The 16,364-nt window shown below is 66.7% G+C and carries 17 protein-coding genes; 8 read left to right on the forward strand and 9 right to left on the reverse strand.

The window, feature by feature from the left end:
- Positions 1 to 2: 2 nt before the first annotated feature.
- Positions 3 to 446 (forward strand): MOSC domain-containing protein, encoded by a 444-nt coding sequence (locus tag ABW137_RS05940; protein WP_526397871.1) that lies wholly within the window; start codon positions 3 to 5, stop codon positions 444 to 446.
- A gap of 154 nt (positions 447 to 600) precedes the next feature.
- Here ABW137_RS05940 and ABW137_RS05945 read toward each other — a convergent pair whose 3' ends face one another.
- The 4 genes from ABW137_RS05945 to ABW137_RS05960 form a co-directional block, all read right to left on the reverse strand.
- On the reverse strand, positions 601 to 1,092 hold the full coding sequence (locus ABW137_RS05945) for a DUF2834 domain-containing protein (RefSeq protein ID WP_526397873.1): 492 nt from the start codon (positions 1,090 to 1,092) through the stop codon (positions 601 to 603).
- Between the two features lie 69 nt (positions 1,093 to 1,161).
- A complete protein-coding gene (hadC, locus tag ABW137_RS05950) occupies positions 1,162 to 1,635 on the reverse strand; it encodes a (3R)-hydroxyacyl-ACP dehydratase subunit HadC (RefSeq protein WP_526397875.1) in 474 nt (157 codons plus the stop codon).
- A gap of 175 nt (positions 1,636 to 1,810) precedes the next feature.
- Positions 1,811 to 6,319 (reverse strand): ATP-dependent helicase, encoded by a 4,509-nt coding sequence (locus ABW137_RS05955; RefSeq protein WP_526397877.1) that lies wholly within the window; start codon positions 6,317 to 6,319, stop codon positions 1,811 to 1,813.
- Positions 6,320 to 6,497: 178 nt separating this feature from the next.
- Positions 6,498 to 7,109: a TetR/AcrR family transcriptional regulator gene (locus tag ABW137_RS05960; RefSeq protein WP_526397936.1), complete on the reverse strand. Its 612-nt coding sequence runs from the start codon at positions 7,107 to 7,109 to the stop codon at positions 6,498 to 6,500.
- 326 nt (positions 7,110 to 7,435) lie between these two features.
- On the opposite strand from ABW137_RS05960, the gene ABW137_RS05965 reads away from it, so the two are divergent.
- Complete coding sequence (locus ABW137_RS05965; protein WP_526397879.1) at positions 7,436 to 7,828, forward strand: cupin domain-containing protein; 393 nt, start codon at positions 7,436 to 7,438, stop codon at positions 7,826 to 7,828.
- A gap of 129 nt (positions 7,829 to 7,957) precedes the next feature.
- On the opposite strand, the gene ABW137_RS05970 is transcribed toward ABW137_RS05965, so the two are convergent.
- Positions 7,958 to 8,551 carry a TetR/AcrR family transcriptional regulator gene (locus ABW137_RS05970; protein ID WP_526397881.1) on the reverse strand — a complete coding sequence of 198 codons (594 nt, stop codon included), beginning with the start codon at positions 8,549 to 8,551 and terminating at the stop codon, positions 7,958 to 7,960.
- Positions 8,552 to 8,663: 112 nt separating this feature from the next.
- Here ABW137_RS05970 and ABW137_RS05975 point away from each other — a divergent pair, with 112 nt between their 5' ends.
- From ABW137_RS05975 to ABW137_RS05990, 4 genes are all read left to right on the forward strand, one after another.
- The gene (locus ABW137_RS05975) at positions 8,664 to 8,840 is read left to right on the forward strand and encodes a hypothetical protein (protein WP_526397883.1); all 177 of its coding nucleotides are present in this window, start codon (positions 8,664 to 8,666) and stop codon (positions 8,838 to 8,840) included.
- A 4-nt stretch (positions 8,841 to 8,844) separates the two neighbouring features.
- A complete protein-coding gene (locus ABW137_RS05980; protein WP_526397885.1) occupies positions 8,845 to 9,546 on the forward strand; it encodes an NAD(P)-dependent oxidoreductase in 702 nt (233 codons plus the stop codon).
- A gap of 156 nt (positions 9,547 to 9,702) precedes the next feature.
- On the forward strand, positions 9,703 to 10,107 hold the full coding sequence (locus tag ABW137_RS05985) for a VOC family protein (protein WP_526397887.1): 405 nt from the start codon (positions 9,703 to 9,705) through the stop codon (positions 10,105 to 10,107).
- Between the two features lie 32 nt (positions 10,108 to 10,139).
- Positions 10,140 to 10,595, forward strand: coding sequence for a nitroreductase family deazaflavin-dependent oxidoreductase (locus ABW137_RS05990; RefSeq protein ID WP_526397889.1), 456 nt, complete (start codon positions 10,140 to 10,142; stop codon positions 10,593 to 10,595).
- Between the two features lie 148 nt (positions 10,596 to 10,743).
- Here ABW137_RS05990 and ABW137_RS05995 read toward each other — a convergent pair whose 3' ends face one another.
- A complete protein-coding gene (locus ABW137_RS05995) occupies positions 10,744 to 11,433 on the reverse strand; it encodes a TetR/AcrR family transcriptional regulator (protein ID WP_526397891.1) in 690 nt (229 codons plus the stop codon).
- Positions 11,434 to 11,597: 164 nt separating this feature from the next.
- Between ABW137_RS05995 and ABW137_RS06000 the strand changes: the two genes are divergently transcribed.
- Complete coding sequence (locus ABW137_RS06000; RefSeq protein WP_526397893.1) at positions 11,598 to 12,533, forward strand: NAD-dependent epimerase/dehydratase family protein; 936 nt, start codon at positions 11,598 to 11,600, stop codon at positions 12,531 to 12,533.
- Between the two features lie 281 nt (positions 12,534 to 12,814).
- On the forward strand, positions 12,815 to 13,570 hold the full coding sequence (locus tag ABW137_RS06005) for an alpha/beta fold hydrolase (protein ID WP_526397895.1): 756 nt from the start codon (positions 12,815 to 12,817) through the stop codon (positions 13,568 to 13,570).
- Positions 13,571 to 13,598: 28 nt separating this feature from the next.
- Here ABW137_RS06005 and ABW137_RS06010 read toward each other — a convergent pair whose 3' ends face one another.
- From ABW137_RS06010 to ABW137_RS06020, 3 genes are read right to left on the reverse strand one after another with little or no spacing between them, the layout of a single operon-like run.
- On the reverse strand, positions 13,599 to 14,987 hold the full coding sequence (locus ABW137_RS06010) for an amidohydrolase family protein (protein WP_526397897.1): 1,389 nt from the start codon (positions 14,985 to 14,987) through the stop codon (positions 13,599 to 13,601).
- Positions 14,984 to 15,595: a pyridoxamine 5'-phosphate oxidase family protein gene (locus ABW137_RS06015; RefSeq protein WP_526397899.1), complete on the reverse strand. Its 612-nt coding sequence runs from the start codon at positions 15,593 to 15,595 to the stop codon at positions 14,984 to 14,986. The genes ABW137_RS06010 and ABW137_RS06015 overlap by 4 nt, the downstream gene beginning before the upstream one ends.
- Entirely contained in the window at positions 15,592 to 16,362 is a 771-nt protein-coding gene (locus ABW137_RS06020) for a creatininase family protein (RefSeq protein ID WP_526397901.1), read from the reverse strand. The genes ABW137_RS06015 and ABW137_RS06020 overlap by 4 nt, the downstream gene beginning before the upstream one ends.
- Between the last annotated feature and the right edge of the window lie 2 nt (positions 16,363 to 16,364).

Here is a 16,364-nt window from a genome sequence, read left to right on the forward strand (position 1 = left end):
CGATCCACGTTGCGCCGGGGCGTCGGCTGCCCGTGAAGTCGGTCGACGGCGTCGTCGCCGAGGAGGGAAGGGGATTGGTCGGCGATCGGTATCACGGCTCCAAGCATCGACACGTGACGATCCAGTCGCAGGAGCAGTTGGACGAGGCCGCGGTCAAACTCGGCCACGCCTTCGACTGCGCGGGGACGCGCCGCAACGTCACCGTCGACTCCGGGGTCATCCCCACCAAGCCAGGCACACGATTGCGTGTTGGCGACGTCGAACTCGAGGTGATCCGGCACTCCGCCCCGTGTCGCCTGCTCGACGACGACATCGGACCAGGGGCGATGAGGGCGCTCAGTGGACTAACCGGATCGGTGTGCCGCATCCTGGGCTCGGGCACCATCCGCGTCGGCGACCCCGTCGAGATCGGCACCGAGCCTCCCGCGTCGCGTTCGCCGCAGTAGTCACGTGCTCTTCCGACGGGCGGCGTGCCCGCCTCCCGAGCGAATGTGGTCGAGGGGTTGATCATTCGGTGCGGAATTCGCTAGGAGCCGGGCAGGTCGACACTTCCTCCGGAGAGGCGACGTGGGTGGCCGAGAGGCGCAGGCGTGAAACGCCCTACGCGGGAATGGAATCCAGGGCCGTCGCGGCCTTCTCGTGCCGCCGCTGCCGTTCCATCACCGCGAAGTAGAAGGCGTAGGCGAACGCGCAGCTGGTGAACAGGCTCGACACGAAGAACAGCCACGGCCGTCGGATGCCGCGCCGGTACCCGTCGACGATCGTGAACAGCGGCAACAGGATCACGTTGATGATCGTGTAGTCCTGGCTGGCGGAACTGGCGGCGGGGTTGGCGTATCCGAGGGCGATGAACTGCTGCCAGCTACCTGGACCCCAGATCGGATTCCCGCCTTCGACCGCGTACTGAGCGACGAACTGGTGGTTGAAGTAATAACCGAGCCCGATCGATGCCACGCCGATGACGTAGTAGACGATCTCCAGCGTCGAGAACGCCGGCCCACCCGCCGGACGAGCGAAGATCAGTGGATTGGCTCGGACGATCCAGACGATGACGAGAACGCCGAGAATGGCGTGAACGATGAGCGAGACCATGCCGTCAGTATGGAACGGTCCGACTCAAGTTTTGTCATTTTTGACAAAAAGAACGCGAGAGTCGGCCTCTTACGACAGTCCGCCGATCGCCACTGTCTCCCCGGCCTGTTGGCCCATCAACGTCGTGAACGCCTCGAGGACGAGCTCGCCGGCGTCGTTGGTGCAGACGTTCCGCGTTACGACGATGTCGGCGCCGAACCGTTCGTCCACCGAGTGGATCTCCAGCCGGGCCCACAGCTTGTCGCCCGCGTAGATCGGCTTGTGATAGACGAACCGCTGATCGACCTGAACGATGTTCATCGTCTCGACGCCGACGTCGACGTTGCGGAAGAAGTCCTGCTGGACGAGCAGGGCGTACACCGCGGTAAAGGTCAGGGGCGCGACGATCGCGGGGTGGCCGAGCTCGGCGGCTGGCTTCTCGTCGAAGCTGGCGGCGTCGCTGGACTGCACGGCCTTGGCGTACTCGCGGATCTTCTCGCGGCCGACGACGAAGTAATCCGGGTATTCGTGGACCATTCCGCGGATGTCGGTCTTCAGTGCCACGCGCTTCCCCCACGAACGGACGGAGACCTCGATTTGGCACGCGACGGGACACTCGTAACTCGGCCTTGACGGGGTCTGGGTCAATAACCTTTTAGACGATCCATTGAAGCAAATTCTCCAGCGCAACTCATCTCGAGACGGCGCAGGTCGCGCTGAGCTGCGGTGATGCGGAAGTTCAGCGCAGTCGCAAACCCCGCGGGGTGCGCGAGAAGCCGCTGCCGGTCAAGGCGGCGTGCACCGCGGATTGCCGTCCCTCGGTGCCGGGCTCGAGCACTGGAACGCCGTTGACCTTTTCGACAAGCAGTGACTGCAGCCGCCGTCCCGACACCAATTCCACCAGCGCCGTCGCCGCAGCCTGGTTGGCCTCGGCGTCGTCGGAGTAGGCCAGCAGTGACCGCCCGCCGCGCTCCAGGTACCAGACCAGTTCGCCGTCGACGAGGACAACCAGGGCGCCTGCCTTGCGGCCCGGTCGATGCGTGCCCTCCCCGGGCCACGGCAGCGCCGCACCGTAGGGGTTGGCGGGATCGGCGGCCGCCAGCACCACGGCCTGATAGCTGCGCCGATCGCCGTCCACGTCGTCGAGATAGGTACGGAGGCGGTCGACTGTCGAGGCGACGGCGAACTGCGCGCCGCCGAGGGACTCGACGAAGTATCCGCGCTGACATCGCCCGGTGTCCTCGAACGCACTGAGCACCTTGTAGAGCATCGCGAATCCGCCGGGCAGCCCTTCCGCCGATCCCTTGGTCAGCACCCCGTAGCGGTTCAAGAGCAGCTCGGCCTGAAAGTGCGCCCGGATGGTCGAGTCCGGTTCCGCGGCAGGCAGTGCCGACCAACGTCCGGCGACGGTGGGCTCGGAGGTGCGGGTCTGCGCATGAGCGACGCTGTAGCGACTCAACCTCGGCGGCCGTTGGCGCTGCCGGTGTGTCCCACCTCGCTTGCCTGCGCCGTGAAGCAGGGCGCGCACCGGCGCGAAGGTGTCACCGGTGACCCATCCGGCCCAGATCAACTCCCACAGAGCACTTTTGAACTCCTCGGGGTCCGCGGCGCCCTCGCCACCAAGCTGGCGGAAGAAGTACGCGCCGCCATGTCCGAGGGTCTCGGCGATGGCGCGGTGCGTGTCGGTGAACTCGATCTCGGCAGGCGGTGCCAACGTCAACGGAGCCGAGTCCGCGGAGTGGAAGGCGATCCAGCCGTCGTTCCCGCCGATCTGCCCGGCACCCGACCAGGTGACCTCACCCGCGGCCAGCAGCTCGTCGAGCATCGCGGGTTGGTAGCCGCGCACGCGCTGCCCGAACACCAGTGGTTCGACGGCCGACGCGGGCATGGGCACCCCGGACAGCTGGTCGATCACCGAGGCCAACCCGTCGATGCCGGAGCTCTTTTCGGCACCCACCTGCTGCCACGCCGGAAGGAATTTGGCGTAGGCAGCGGTGCTGACCGGCTCGACCTGCGCGCGAAGCGCAGCCAGTGAACGTCGACGCAGAATCTTGAGAACGTCTGCATCGCACCACTGTTCGCTGTCACCGTCGACGAACTCACCGCGGATCAGCTTGCCGTCGACGGCCATCCGGCCCAACACGTCGGCGGTGACTCGCAGGCCAAGGCCGAAGCGGGCGGCGGCGTCACGGGTGGTGATCGGCCCGTGGGTGCGCGCGTATCGGCCGAGTAGCTCACCGAGCGGGTCGGCTACCGAGGCGGTGAACGTGGCGGGCACCCCGACCGGGACGGCGATGCCGACACCGTCCCGCAGCAGTCCAACGTCCTCGATCGCGACCCACCACGTCTGGCCGGCGAAGGACACCGTCAAAGCCCGCCGTGCCGCCCGTAGACCTTCCAGCCAACCACCGACGTCCGCGGCCGTGGAACGCTGCGCGATCTCGTCCTCGGTCAGCGGACCGAGAAGTCGCAGCAGGTCGGCCACCGCCTCGGCATCCCGCGCGGCGCGGTCGGCGGACAGGTGCTGCAGCTGCGCGATGGTGGACTCGATGACCTGGGGGTCGAGCAGTTCGCGGAGTTCCACCCGGCCGAGCAGTTCGGCCAGCAGCACGCTGTCCAACGACAAAGCGGCTGCCCGACGCTCGGCCAGCGGGCTGTCGCCCTCGTACATGAAGGCGCCGACGTAGCCGAACAAGAGCGAGGCCGCGAACGGCGACGGCGACGCCGTCTCCACCTCGAGGATCCGAATCCGCCGTTGTGCAACCCGACTCATCACATCGCGCAAGGTGGGTACGTCGTACACGTCCTGCAGGCACTCCCGCACCGTCTCCAGCACGATGGGGAAGTCGGGGTATTTGCGGGCCACGTCCAACAATTGCGCAGCACGCTGGCGTTGGTGCCACAGGGGCGAACGCTTGCCGGGATGGCGGCGGGGGAGCAAGAGCGCCCTGGCCGCGCACTCACGGAACCGCGACGCGAACAACGCCGATCCGCCGACCTCGTCGGTGACGATGGGGTCGATCTCGTCGGCTTCGAAGACGAACAGTTCGGCACCGGGCGCGGCGTCGTCGGTGTCTGGCAGGCGCACGATGATGCCGTCGTCGGACGCGGTGGGCTTCTCGTCGATGCCGTAACGCTCCCGTAGTCGGCGGCCGACCGCGAGGGCGAGCGGCCCGTGCACCCGCAATCCCCACGGCGAGTGCAGGATGACCCGCCAGTCACCGAGCTCGTCGCGGAAGCGTTCGACGATGAAGGTGGCGTCGGTGGGCACGGTGCCGGTGGCTTGGCGCTGCTCGTCGAGTAGCTGCCAGAGGTTGTCCGTCGCGAAGTCGTTGAAACCCATTGCGACGCAACGCTCGTCGAACTTCGTTCGGTCGAGGCGGGACAGCTCGCCGGTGAACTTGCCGATCGCCTCACCCAGCTCGGCGGGTCGCCCGACGCCGTCGCCGCGCCAGAACGGCAGGCGGGCGGGCTGTCCCGGCGCGGGGAGGACGAGTACCCGGTCGTGGGTGATCTCGGTGATGCGCCAACTGGTCGCGCCCAAGGAGATCACGTCGCCAGGCCGGGACTCGTACACCATTTCCTCGTCGAGTTCGCCGACCCGAGAAGGCTTGTCGGTATCCGCCGAGGACGCCAGGTACACGGTGAACAGGCCGCGGTCTGGGATGGCGCCGCCGGAGGTCACCGCCAGCCGCTGGGCACCGGGCCGGGCGGTCAGCGTTCCCGCGTCACGGTCGTACACCAGCCGCGGACGGAGTTCGGCGAACTCCGTCGACGGATACTTGCCGCTCAGCAGGTCCAGCGTCGCCTCGAACGCGCTGCGCGGCAGCGTCGCGAACGGCGCGGCCCGGCGGACGGCGTCGAACCACCGGTCGGCGTCCAAGGGCTCCAGGGCGGACGCGGCGACGGTGTGCTGGGCGAGTACGTCGAGCGGGTTGGTGGGCACCCGCATGGTCTCGATTTCACCGGCGAGCATGCGCTGGACGGTGACTGCGCAGTCGATGAGGTCGGTGCGGTGCTTCGGAAACAGCACGCCGCGCGAGGTCTCGCCGACCTGGTGGCCGGCGCGACCCACGCGTTGCAGGCCGCTGGCCACCGACGGCGGGGCCTCCACCTGGATGACCAGATCCACGGAGCCCATGTCGATGCCGAGTTCCAGGCTCGACGTTGCGACGACGGCCTTGAGTCGCCCCGTCTTGAGGTCCTCCTCGACGAGGGCGCGCTGCTCCTTGCTGACCGAGCCGTGGTGCGCCTTCGCCAGCACGGGCTCCGCACCATGGGTCTGACCGCTGCCCATGATGTGGGCGGGGGAGCCGCCACCGACCCTGGGGTTGGGTCCGTCGTCGAGCGCTACGTCGATTCGTTCGGCGTGAATCTCGTTGATTCGGGCGGTCAGTCGCTCTGCGAGTCGCCGCGAGTTGGTGAACACGATGGTCGAGGAGTGCGCCTCGATCAGGTCGACGACCTTGCCCTCGACGTCGGGCCAGATCGAGTTCTCGACGAGGTTGGCCATGTCGGGCACCGGCACCTGGACCGACAGGTCGAACGTCTTGCCCGACGGCGGCGCGACGATGGTGGTCGGCGCGGCGCCTGCGAGGAAACGGGCGACCTCCTCGGGGGGCCGGACCGTCGCCGAAAGGCCGATCCGCTGCGCGGGCGCGGCGAGCAGTTGATCGAGGCGCTCGAGTGAGAGCGCGAGATGCGCGCCGCGCTTCGTGGCGGCCACCGCATGTACCTCGTCGACGATCACGGTCTGCACGTCGGCGAGGGTCTCCCTGGCAGCCGACGTCAGCATCAGGAACAGCGACTCCGGCGTGGTGATCAGGATGTCCGGTGGTTTGGTGATCAGCTCGCGTCGGCGGGCGGGCGGGGTGTCACCCGAGCGGACGCCGACGGTGATGTTCGGCACCGGCTGGCCGAGCCGCTCGGCGACGCGGGTGATGCCGGTCAGCGGGGTGCTGAGGTTGCGCTCCACGTCGACGGCGAGCGCCTTGAGCGGCGAGATGTAGAGGACGCGGGTGCCCGTTCCTGCGGGTCGCGGTTCGGCGGCCAGCTGGTCGATCGCCCACAGAAAGGCGGCCAGCGTCTTGCCCGAGCCGGTCGGCGCGATGACGAGGGTGTTCTTCCCCCCGGCGATGGCCGACCACGCCTGGGCCTGCGCGGGCGTCGGGGCGGCGAAGGTGCCCTCGAACCACTCGCGCGTGAGCGCACTGAAGCGCTCCAGCGGGTCGACGGTCTTGCGGGCCATGTCGCCATAGTGCCCGCACCCTCCGACAACCCAGCTTTTCGGGCGCGCCGAATTCGCTCACGGCCGATCCGAGCGACGTGGATCCGGCCTCCGGCTCCGCCCGGGAGGGTGACCCGATGATCACGCCGCCGCCCAACTGAGCGACGATCGTTGGTTTCCGCCGCCGCGAGGGCCTCGGTCAGTCGACGCCGGGGACCGCGGGCATACCGGGCATCCGAGCGACGGCATCTAGCAGTGCATGCGCGCACGAACCAGCGACGCGGCCTGCGTCGATCGTGGGGTCCATCACCCTCTGTCGGCACATCTCGAAGGTGAATGCCAGCCAGCCGTAGACCAGGACGCGCAGGTCGCGTTCGACCTCGGAGTCCAGCGGCTCGCCGAGGACGTCGGTGATGCGGACGATGATGCGATTGGCCTGGCGGTCGTTGTCGACGACGTCGATGCCGCGCAGCACCGGATCGGTGCGACCCATCCCCATGTAGGCCGCCCATGCGCCGTGGGGATGGGCCTCGTCGTACTCCAGGTAGGCGAGTACGCCCGCACGCAGCTGCTCGTACAGCGTCAGGTCAGGCTCCGGGAGCGTGTTGGTGGCCTCGAAGAGGCGCTCGCCCTCGGCCTTGACGACCGCGGCGAAGAAGGCCCGCTTGTCCGGGAAGTAGTGGTACATGAGAGCTCGCGATACCCCGGCCCGCTCGGCGATCTCGTCGATTCGAACCTCGTCGTAGGGCCGTTGCCCGAACACTTCGGCGCCAAGGGTCAGCAGCTCGGTGCGGCGATCCTCGGGCGACAACCGGCGTCGGGCCGATGAGCCGCCGGCGCGAAGCTCGCTGGAGGCCGATGAACCGCGTGCGCGGAGGGGACGTGAGTCAGCCACCCCTCGATGCTACTTGGCACATGTACAACAGTCGGGGAGGACGGGCAGCATGTCGTTCCTGGTCGACGCGTCACCCGACGTCTCACGCTCCGTGTCCAATCTAATCGGGGGCACCAGTGAATTTGCTATCGGACAACCCTTTTGAGACGCCGGGTGCCGTTCAGTCGAGCGACAGGATTCTTGCGACATGCGACACTTCTGCCCCTATTGGGATGGGCGCGTGCCGCCTACCGTTGACGATCATGACGAAACCAATCACCCTGACCGATGAGCTGGACGCCTTGACCGAATTCTGGTCGCAGCGCGTCGTTGCTGAGGCCAACGGCAACCTGTTCAAGGTGGCAAAGGGCGTTGGATCGACGCGTTGGCATTCTCACGACGATCAGGATGAGGTGTTCCTGCTCGTCGAGGGCGCGCTGACGGTTCAGTTGCGCGACCGCGATGTCGAATTGCGCCCCGGTGACCTGTTCGTGGTGCCGCGCGGGGTGGAGCACTGCCCCGTGGCTGAGGGCGAAGCCAGATTTCTGATCGTCGGACCGTCCGTGACGTCCAACGCCGCGGGCGGCAAACCGGAGTGGAGCCACACCTCGGAGACAACCGGTGGCGCTGCCCAATCGGCCCGATCACAGAGCTGACGCCGTCGTCTGAAGGGGCCCCTGCATCTCGCTTCGACGCGGGGCTCACTAGCGAGCACCGACTCTCGACGCATGTCCACATCGTGCGATGTCGGCCGCAGTCGAGTGCACTCCCGAGCGCTTCGCGGATCACTCGTCGTTCGAAGTCGGATCGAGAAGCGCTTGAACTAGGGGAGTGACGAGCTTCAAGACGTCCTCCACGTCGGCGTCGACGAGGTCGGGCATCCGAAGGATGTAGCGCTGACTCGCGATGCCCATGAGCATCGCGCCCGCCAGGGCGGCACGCAGTCGCGCGTCGGGGGCGTCGATCCCCGCGGCCATCGGATCGACCGCTTGCGCGGTGATGTGGGTACGCAGCAGTTGCGCAGCGTCTTCACTGGTCATACTGGTGCGCAGCAGGACGGCCATCGGACTGTTCGGATCAGCTGCCCACGCCGCAAGCATGCCGCGAACGCGGTTCTCGGTGGTCTCCGTCGCATCGTCAGTCGTCAACTCGGCGTTGGGGATGTCCCAGTGCACCGCTTCCTGAAACAGCGCCTGTTTGGTGCCGAAGTACTGGATGACCGACGACTTGTCCACGCCGGCCGTCGCCGCGATGCCGCGGATGGTGGCGCGCTCGTAGCCGACATCCGCGAACACGCCGCGGGCGGATTCCAGAATCCTGCGACGGGTGCGTACTCCCTTGCGTTCGCCTTCCGGGTCCGCTCGTTCGGCACTGCCCATCCAAAACCCTCTCGATCGACGGTTCGATGATGCCACCCCGGCACAAAAGTAGACAAGCGTTGAGAAAAAGGGCACATTGGTGGCGAGACCTCACTCCGGAAGGACTGCGCAAGTGACAGATGTGCTCGATGCCTCGTTCGACCCCGACGTCGTCCCCGACGTCGTCCCCGAGGTCGATGCCGACGATGGCGGCCCGTGGGCGAGGACGTCGCTCCTCCTCCTGCACGGCAGGGGTGCGAAATCCGCTGCAGTGCGGGTCATCCCGCCGTTCGAGTTGAAGAGGACCTGAGTTCATGAAGACCGTGGTCTTCGGCGCAAACGGGCCCACCGGCCGACTACTCACCCGACGCCTGCTGGATGTCGGCCACACCGTGGTCGCGGCGACCAGGCGACCGTCGGCGTTTCCGATCACCGACCCCGGCCTGACCGTCGCCGAGGTCGACGTCTTCGAAGCGCAGGCGGTCGCGGGCATCACCGAGGGGGCTGATGCCGTGCTCTCGACCCTGGGCGTGCCGTACACGCGCCAGCACGTCGACACGTACTCCACCGGCACCGCCAATATCGTTGCGGCGATGCGTCGGTTCGGGGTGCGGCGCCTCATCACGGTGAGTTCTTCTGCGGTGCAGCATTACCGCGATCGGCGTAACGCCTCGCTGCTGCTACGCATCTCGGAGCCGATCATCAGCAACACCATCGGCAAGACCGTCTACGACGACTTGCGCCGGATGGAGACCATCGTCGAGGACAGCGGTCTCGATTGGACGATCGTGCGACCGTCGATCCTCTTCGACGCCAACCACGTCACCGACTACGTCGCGGGGGTCGTGCCGCCGGTCGGGGGATTCACCGCCCGCATCGACCTCGCCCACTACCTGGTGGAGCTTCTCGACGACCCGGCCGGCATCGGCACCGTCCCCATCGTCTCAACGACCGAAGGAGCGCCGACCATGTGGGCGAACATGAAGCAGCAGTCGGCGCGACCGGCGAGTTCGTGACCGCCACACCGCCGTTCCGACACGACATCATCCCGGACCGACCTGAAAGTGTTCGGCGTCGAACCCGTCGTGGATCGTCACGAGTGAAACGAGGCGGCGACGGGCATTCGTCGGATGGCAGTGACGGGAAGGAAGTGACGGGAAGGACCCAAAGCAATGTTGCTCAACGGAATCAATCACCTCGCGCTGATATCCAACGACATCGAGGCGTTGCGGGCCTTCTACGCCGAGGTGTTCGATGCCGAGGTCGGGCCAACCGAACCGCACGGTGAGAGAGGCGACGAGACCATGACGACCGTCCGGATCGGTCCGCACACCGAACTCAACGTGTTCACCATCGACGGCAACCCCGAGCCCGACCGGCAGACGCCGATGTGGGGGCGCGGGCGGCTCGATCACTTCGGCCTGCAGGCGGCCTCGGCAGAGAGTTTCGAGGCGATCCGTGAGCGTCTCGTCGAGCGCGGTGCCAGTGACGGTCAGGTCAACGACTTCGGCGCAGTGCGCAGCCTCTTCTTTCGCGACCCCGACGGCCTGGAAGGCGAAGTCCTCGTCGCGAAATAGTCCATCCATTGAATCTCGCAGGAAGACAACCGATGTCAGACCCAATGCCACCCTGGTGGCTCAGGCCGATGAACAAGCTGACGATGGCCGTCCAGAAGCTCGGTATCCCAACGGGACCGGTTCGCGTGTTGACGGTTCCGGGTCGCAAATCCGGCCAGCCACGTCCAACGCCGGTGACCCCGTTCGAACTCAACGGCATCCTCTATACCGTCGCCGGATACCCCAAGGCGGATTGGGCGCTGAACGCGCGCGCCGCGGGTGTCGGCACGCTGACCCGCGGACGCACCGCACGCCGCGTCACGATCGTCGAGCTCGAGGCGGACGAGGCCCGGCCGGTGCTGCGGAGATTCCCGACCGACGTGCCGCGAGGGGTAGGCTTCTACAAACGCTCCGGTCTCGTAAAGGACGGAACCCCTGAGGAATTCGAGGCGCTGGCGGGCAGATGCCCGGTCTTTCGACTCGACGCTGACCCACGCGACGATGGCTAGGTTGCGAACGACGGCAGAAACCTGCAACGGCGGTTGGTGTGATGTCGGGGCAGTCCTCGTTGTCGAGACGCGGAGGTTGTACGCGCCACCGAGGAAGCTCACCGACACAGCATCATTCGGGTGGGACCGCCGGAGGTCCGATTAGTCGTCAGATGGACAGTCCCGACTTGGTGTAGGCGATGACCGAGTCGATCTCACGCCGTAGGAGCAGGCCCGCGTCGATGTGCATGTGCCGAAACTGGCCGATCACCTCGAGGCTGACCACGCCGTGCATCCGTGTCCACGTCGTTGTGGCCGCCATCAGCGCCGTGGCGGAGATGCCGACCGCATCCGCGACCGCCTGCGTGTGGAACTGCTCGCCAAGCGCCCCGAGCGTCGGCGACGGCGCATCTGGAAGTAGTTCGGCCGCGATGGCAGCAAGAACGTACAGCGTCCGATTGGCTGCCACCAGGGTGTCCATCGGAGCCTCGTAACCGGCAACCGGTGTGCCGAACAACAGTAGATAGCGCTGTGGTTCGACCAGGGCCCACGCGCGCAGCTCGGCTGCCACCGAATGCAGGCGCTGTGAGGCGGGAAGCGCGGCGCCGCTGCGCGCGGTCCGCTCCATCGTGTCCGCCAGGTCTGCGTAGCCATCACGGATCAGCGCTGTCAGCAGCACATCACGGTTGGCGAAGTATCGGTACAACGCGGGGCCGGTCATACCCATCTGTTTCGCGATCGCCGCGATGGAGAGCCCGGCGGGCCCAGACTCGGCGATCTGGCGCATGGCGAGGTGTTTGATCTCGTCGATCGCCTCTCTGCGCAGCCGCTCCCGTCTGGTACCCGTCGGATGTGCCATTGGTCTCCTTCGTCGTGATGCCTCGCATCTTAGGGTGACGGGGCCAAACGTTGTTGCAGGTATTCACGCCGTTGGCCGGTTCAAAGATCCAGCGACGCCTGAGGAACATCGTGTTAGTCTAGTAACGACATATAACAATGTTAGAGACTAGTACGGGAGTGGACATGTCGGATCTGGCAGTGGTCTTCGGTGCCGGCAGTGGACTGGGCGCCGAGATCGCCCGGCAGTACGTTCAGCAGGGCAGACCGGTCCGTGGCGTAACTCGGACCGGCAAGGGCATCCCCGCCGGGGTCGACAGCCACCTGGCGGATTTGATGGACCGTCAAGCGGCGATTGACTCGTGTCGCGGAGCCTCGACCATCCACTTGGCGGCCAACGTTGCGTACCCGGACTGGCTTTCGGCGTTTCCCACGATGGTCGCCAACGGCATCGCCGCCGCCGAGGCGTCCAATGCGAAATTGGTCTTCACCGACAACCTCTATGCCTACGGCCCCGTCGATGGGCCCGTCGACGAGGGGACCGTCGAACGGCCGCAGGGACCAAAGGAGAAGCTGCGTGCCGAACTCGGGCATACGTTGCTCGACGCCCACGCACATGGCCGAGCGCGCGTGACCATTGGTCGCGTGAGCGACTACTACGGTCCCGACGCTCGAATGTCGCTTCCCGACGAACTCATCATCGAACCCCTGGCCCGCGGCAGGAACCCCATGTGGTTCGCGCCGTTGGGCATGCCGCACACGTTCGCCTACTCGATCGACACCGCCAAGGCGTTGGTCATCCTGGGCGACGACCCGCGCGCCGACGGCAGGATCTTCCACACTCCGGCCGCCGAGACGTTGTCGGTCTCGGAGTTCATCAAGCTGGCCGGGGCAGTAAGTGGGCGAGTCCGTCGACCGATTCGGTTGCCTGCCACGATGATTCGAGTCATGGCCTTGTTCGACCGAAGGCTTCGCGGATACGGGGAACTGGACCATCAGCGGACGAGTCCCTGGGTCATCGACCACTCGGCGTTTGACCACACCTTCGGGGTACTCCCAGTGACCAGCCACGAGGCGGCCATCAAACACACCATCGAGTGGTATCGACAAACCAAGCGGTGACGGCACCCACACCGAGCGTCTGCGAACCCCGACACGACGTGGTGGGCGCGGTACATCGCCCGACGTCAACGCCCGCGACACGCTACGAACTGCTTCTGGTCACCGGCGGAACCTACGGAAGCGGCAGCTGCAGAACGTGATTCGGCTGCGTGCGAATCCAACCGTAACGCTGCACGATCGTCGCTGGACGAGCACCCGTTCCCCACGTGGATTCACCTGTTTAGTGCAGCCGAATCATCCCCATTAGTGTCGGATGCAACCAACTAGAGAGGGACAGCTGCATGACGATCGTGCTGGTTCACGGCGTGCCCGAAACGGCAGCCCTGTGGGCACCGTTGATCGCTGGTCTCCAAGCGGCCGGCGTGCAAGAAGACATCGAATGCCTGTCACCACCCGGTTTTGGCGCACCAGTTCCACCCCACTTCGAGGCAACCATCGAGGGATACCGCCGTTGGCTGGTCGCCGAGCTGGAACGCTTTGACGCACCGGTGCACGCAGTGGGGCACGACTGGGGTGGTGTGCACGTCGTCGCCGTCGCCATGACGCGCCCCGCGCTGCTGCGTAGCTGGGCCAGCGACGCACTCGGCGTGTTGGAGCCCGGCTACGTATGGCACGACCTGGTGCGCACGTGGCAGACGGCGGGCGCCGGTGAGAAGCAGCTGGCCGACCTCCTGGATGGAACGAACGATGACCGTGCAGCGCGGATGGCGGCGTTCGGTGTGGACCGCAGCGTCGCCGCCGCGATGGCGCCGCAGCAGGACGCGACGATGCAGCGCTGCATCTTGAATCTGAGCCGTTCAGCCATCCAGCCCGCGATGGCCGACTTGGGCCGCGCGTTGCCGCGGGCAGCCGCGCGCCCCGGACTCGCAATCCTGGCAAGCGAGGACCGCAACGGCGGCGACGATCGACTTCGCCATTCTGCGGCTGCCCGCGCCGGCGCGAAAGTCGCGCCGCTCGAAGGACGCGGGCACTGGTGGATGACGGAGGAACCCGAGCTCGGGGCTCGCACCCTCGCCGAATTCTGGTCTGGGCTGTGAGCGGAGCTTCGAGACGAAGCCGAGGGGCTCAGCTTCTTGGGTTCGGGCCCAGTCGCACCGGATGGATCCCAGAGTGTTGCGCCGAGGCAATCATGCGTTCGGCGAGTTCACGATCGGCCCGGGTGCGCGCGGGGTCGACAGCGGTGGTGCTCCACACCTGGACGCCACCGACCACGACCCGACTCAGATTGCGGAGTCCGCACCCCAGCACGTAGGTGGCGATCGGATCCCAGATCGGTCCGGTGTGCGGTGAGGTCGGGTCGACTACCAGGAGGTCCGCGAACTTGCCGACCTCGAGTGAACCGACGCGGTCGGCCACCCCGATCGCCTTGGCAGAGCCAAGGGTGTGCGCCGAGAGCACGTCTGCAGGCGCCAGAATCGACGGATCGCTGTGCAATGCGCGCTGGAGGAACAGGCCGGTCCGCATGTTCTCGAACGGGTCGGACACGTCCGTGCAGGACTGGTCGTCGACACCCATGCCGACGGTTACCGTGTCGCGCAGAAGGCGGGGGATGTCGGCGATGCCAGAACCGAGCCGGCCGTTGGACATCGGCTGCCACACCACTGCGGTGCCGGTCTCACGGACCCGCGCCACCATCTCGTCGGTCGGGTGGACGAAGTGACCGAAGGCGAAGGTCGGACCCAACACTCCTGCGGCGTCATACCATTCGAATTTCGACTGTTGGACGTCGATCTGCTCGGCGGTCTCGACGAAGTGCGCCTGATTGGTGATCCCGTAGCGTTCCATCAGTGCCCGCTCGCGTTCGGCGGTCGCGGGGGACGACGACCACTGCACGGCGCCATACACGGACCCGCCAAGATTCCGGTCGGTCGGCACCGTTGCGAGATGCTGCATCACCGCGTCGAAGGCGGCGTGGCCTTCGTCCTCGCCGACCTGTTCGTCGTCGAGTCGCACGCTGGTCACGAATCGGATACCGGACGCGGCGAGGCCGTCGACCTGGCGGGTGACGAAATCGGCGGGATGTACCCGGGCCGGCTTGAGCACGGACGCTTCGTAGTCGAACACGGAGATCACCCGAGACTGGGTGAAGTTGTACACCGAGGTGATCCCGCACGAGAGGTGATCCAGGCCTCCGGCGAGCGACATCCAATACAGGTCTTCGGCTTCGGCGCCGAGCAGCATCTGGCCGTTGAGCGATACCCATTCGTAGAGCGGGCTGCTCGCCGCGACCCCCCGCATGCCGCCGGTATAGATGTGGCTGTGCGCGGAGACGAAACCGGGTGCCAGGAAGGACCCGCCGAGGTCGTGTCGCGGGCCGGGCGCATCCGCAGGCGGGGTGCCTTCGCCCAGTCCGGATATCCGGCCGTGATCGTCGACCGACAGCCAACCCCAGAACCACGGCCTGTCACCCGCCACCGGTAGAACGAGGGCGTTGTGGAACGTTCCGGCGGTCATCCTGGCAGCACCTCCGAGGTCCAGAAGCCATCGTCCAGACGAAACCGGGTCCGCTGCGACGGTCCCTCGGGATCGCCTCGCCAGAACGTGATCTCGTGCAGTTCGACAGCAAAACCCGTCCAGGTCGACGGTGGCGCCAGTTGGGGATTCGCCGAGTCGAACTCCGCCCATCGCCTGCGGCGCTCATCGGCCGAGAGGGCCGCCGTCCCGGCGTCGTTGAGCCACGCCAGCAGCTGCAGATAGCGGGTCCGCCGCGAATACGTGCGGAGCAGTTGATCATCGGCTGCCAACCGCACGTCGCCGTGCGCGACCACCTGCCGTCCGACCGCCGGCCATGCCAGCGCGACGGCCGCGCATGGTCGTTCGGTCAACTCCGCCACCTTCGACGATCGGCTGTCGGTGTGGAAGTAGACGGCGGTGTCATCGACCTCGCTGAGCAGCACGTGTCGCACCCTCGGATAGTCGTCTCGTCCGCAGGTGGCCAAGGCCATCAGGGCTGGCGGGCCGTCTGGCGACGGAAGCCACCGCCGTAACAGGACGATCGGATCGATCGAGCGGTATTCCTCGACGGCACAATCGGTTCCGAAGTCCGTGCCGCTGGTGATCAACGGCGGACCCGACCGGGGTCGAACGTGGAGATCTCGGCGAGTGCCGCGACCAGTGCGTCGACGCGCTCGTCGAAGAGCTTCGCGCCGATATCGGCATCTGCCCCGGTGGGGTCGCCGATGACCCCGGACTCGGCGAAATCGGTGGAGAGCCAACCGAACTTGACCGGTTTGGTGAACCCGATGTGGGTGGCGTCGGCGACCGCATCGGCGACGGCGGGCACGGCCCTGTCCATGTGCACCAGGTCGGGACGCAGATGAAGCATCATCGACGTCTCCGCCCAACCGGCGTGGATGCCGAGGCCGCGTTCGGTCGGGCCCGCCTGCGCAGGACCGGAGGCGAAGAACGTCTGCAGATCGAAGCGACGCCGAATTTCGCGCGCGGCGACCTCGATCAAGGCGGAGTTACCACCGTGGGCGTTGAGGAACAGCAGGCGACGGGCCGGTGTCTGTGCGATCGACGCGCCGATGTCGACGAGGGTGTCGAACAGCGTGGAGGCACGCAGCCAGATCGTGCCGAGGAGCCGGGCGTGCTCATCCGACTTGGTATATCCGAGTGCGGGAAGGAGCCAGACGTCGTGGCCGGCGGCGGCCCCGCGTTGCACGACGGCGGCTGAGACCGCCTCCGCCACGATGAGATCGGTGGCCAACGGCAGATGCGGCCCGTGCGGCTCGATCGCGCCCGTCGGCACCACCAGTACGGAGTCCCGCGACAGAACATTTGCGATCTGCTCGGTGGTGAGTTCGGCGTAGCGCCTGTTCGTCGGCATGC

This window comes from Mycobacterium sp. (assembly GCF_040509115.1).
GTDB lineage: Bacteria > Actinomycetota > Actinomycetes > Mycobacteriales > Mycobacteriaceae > Mycobacterium.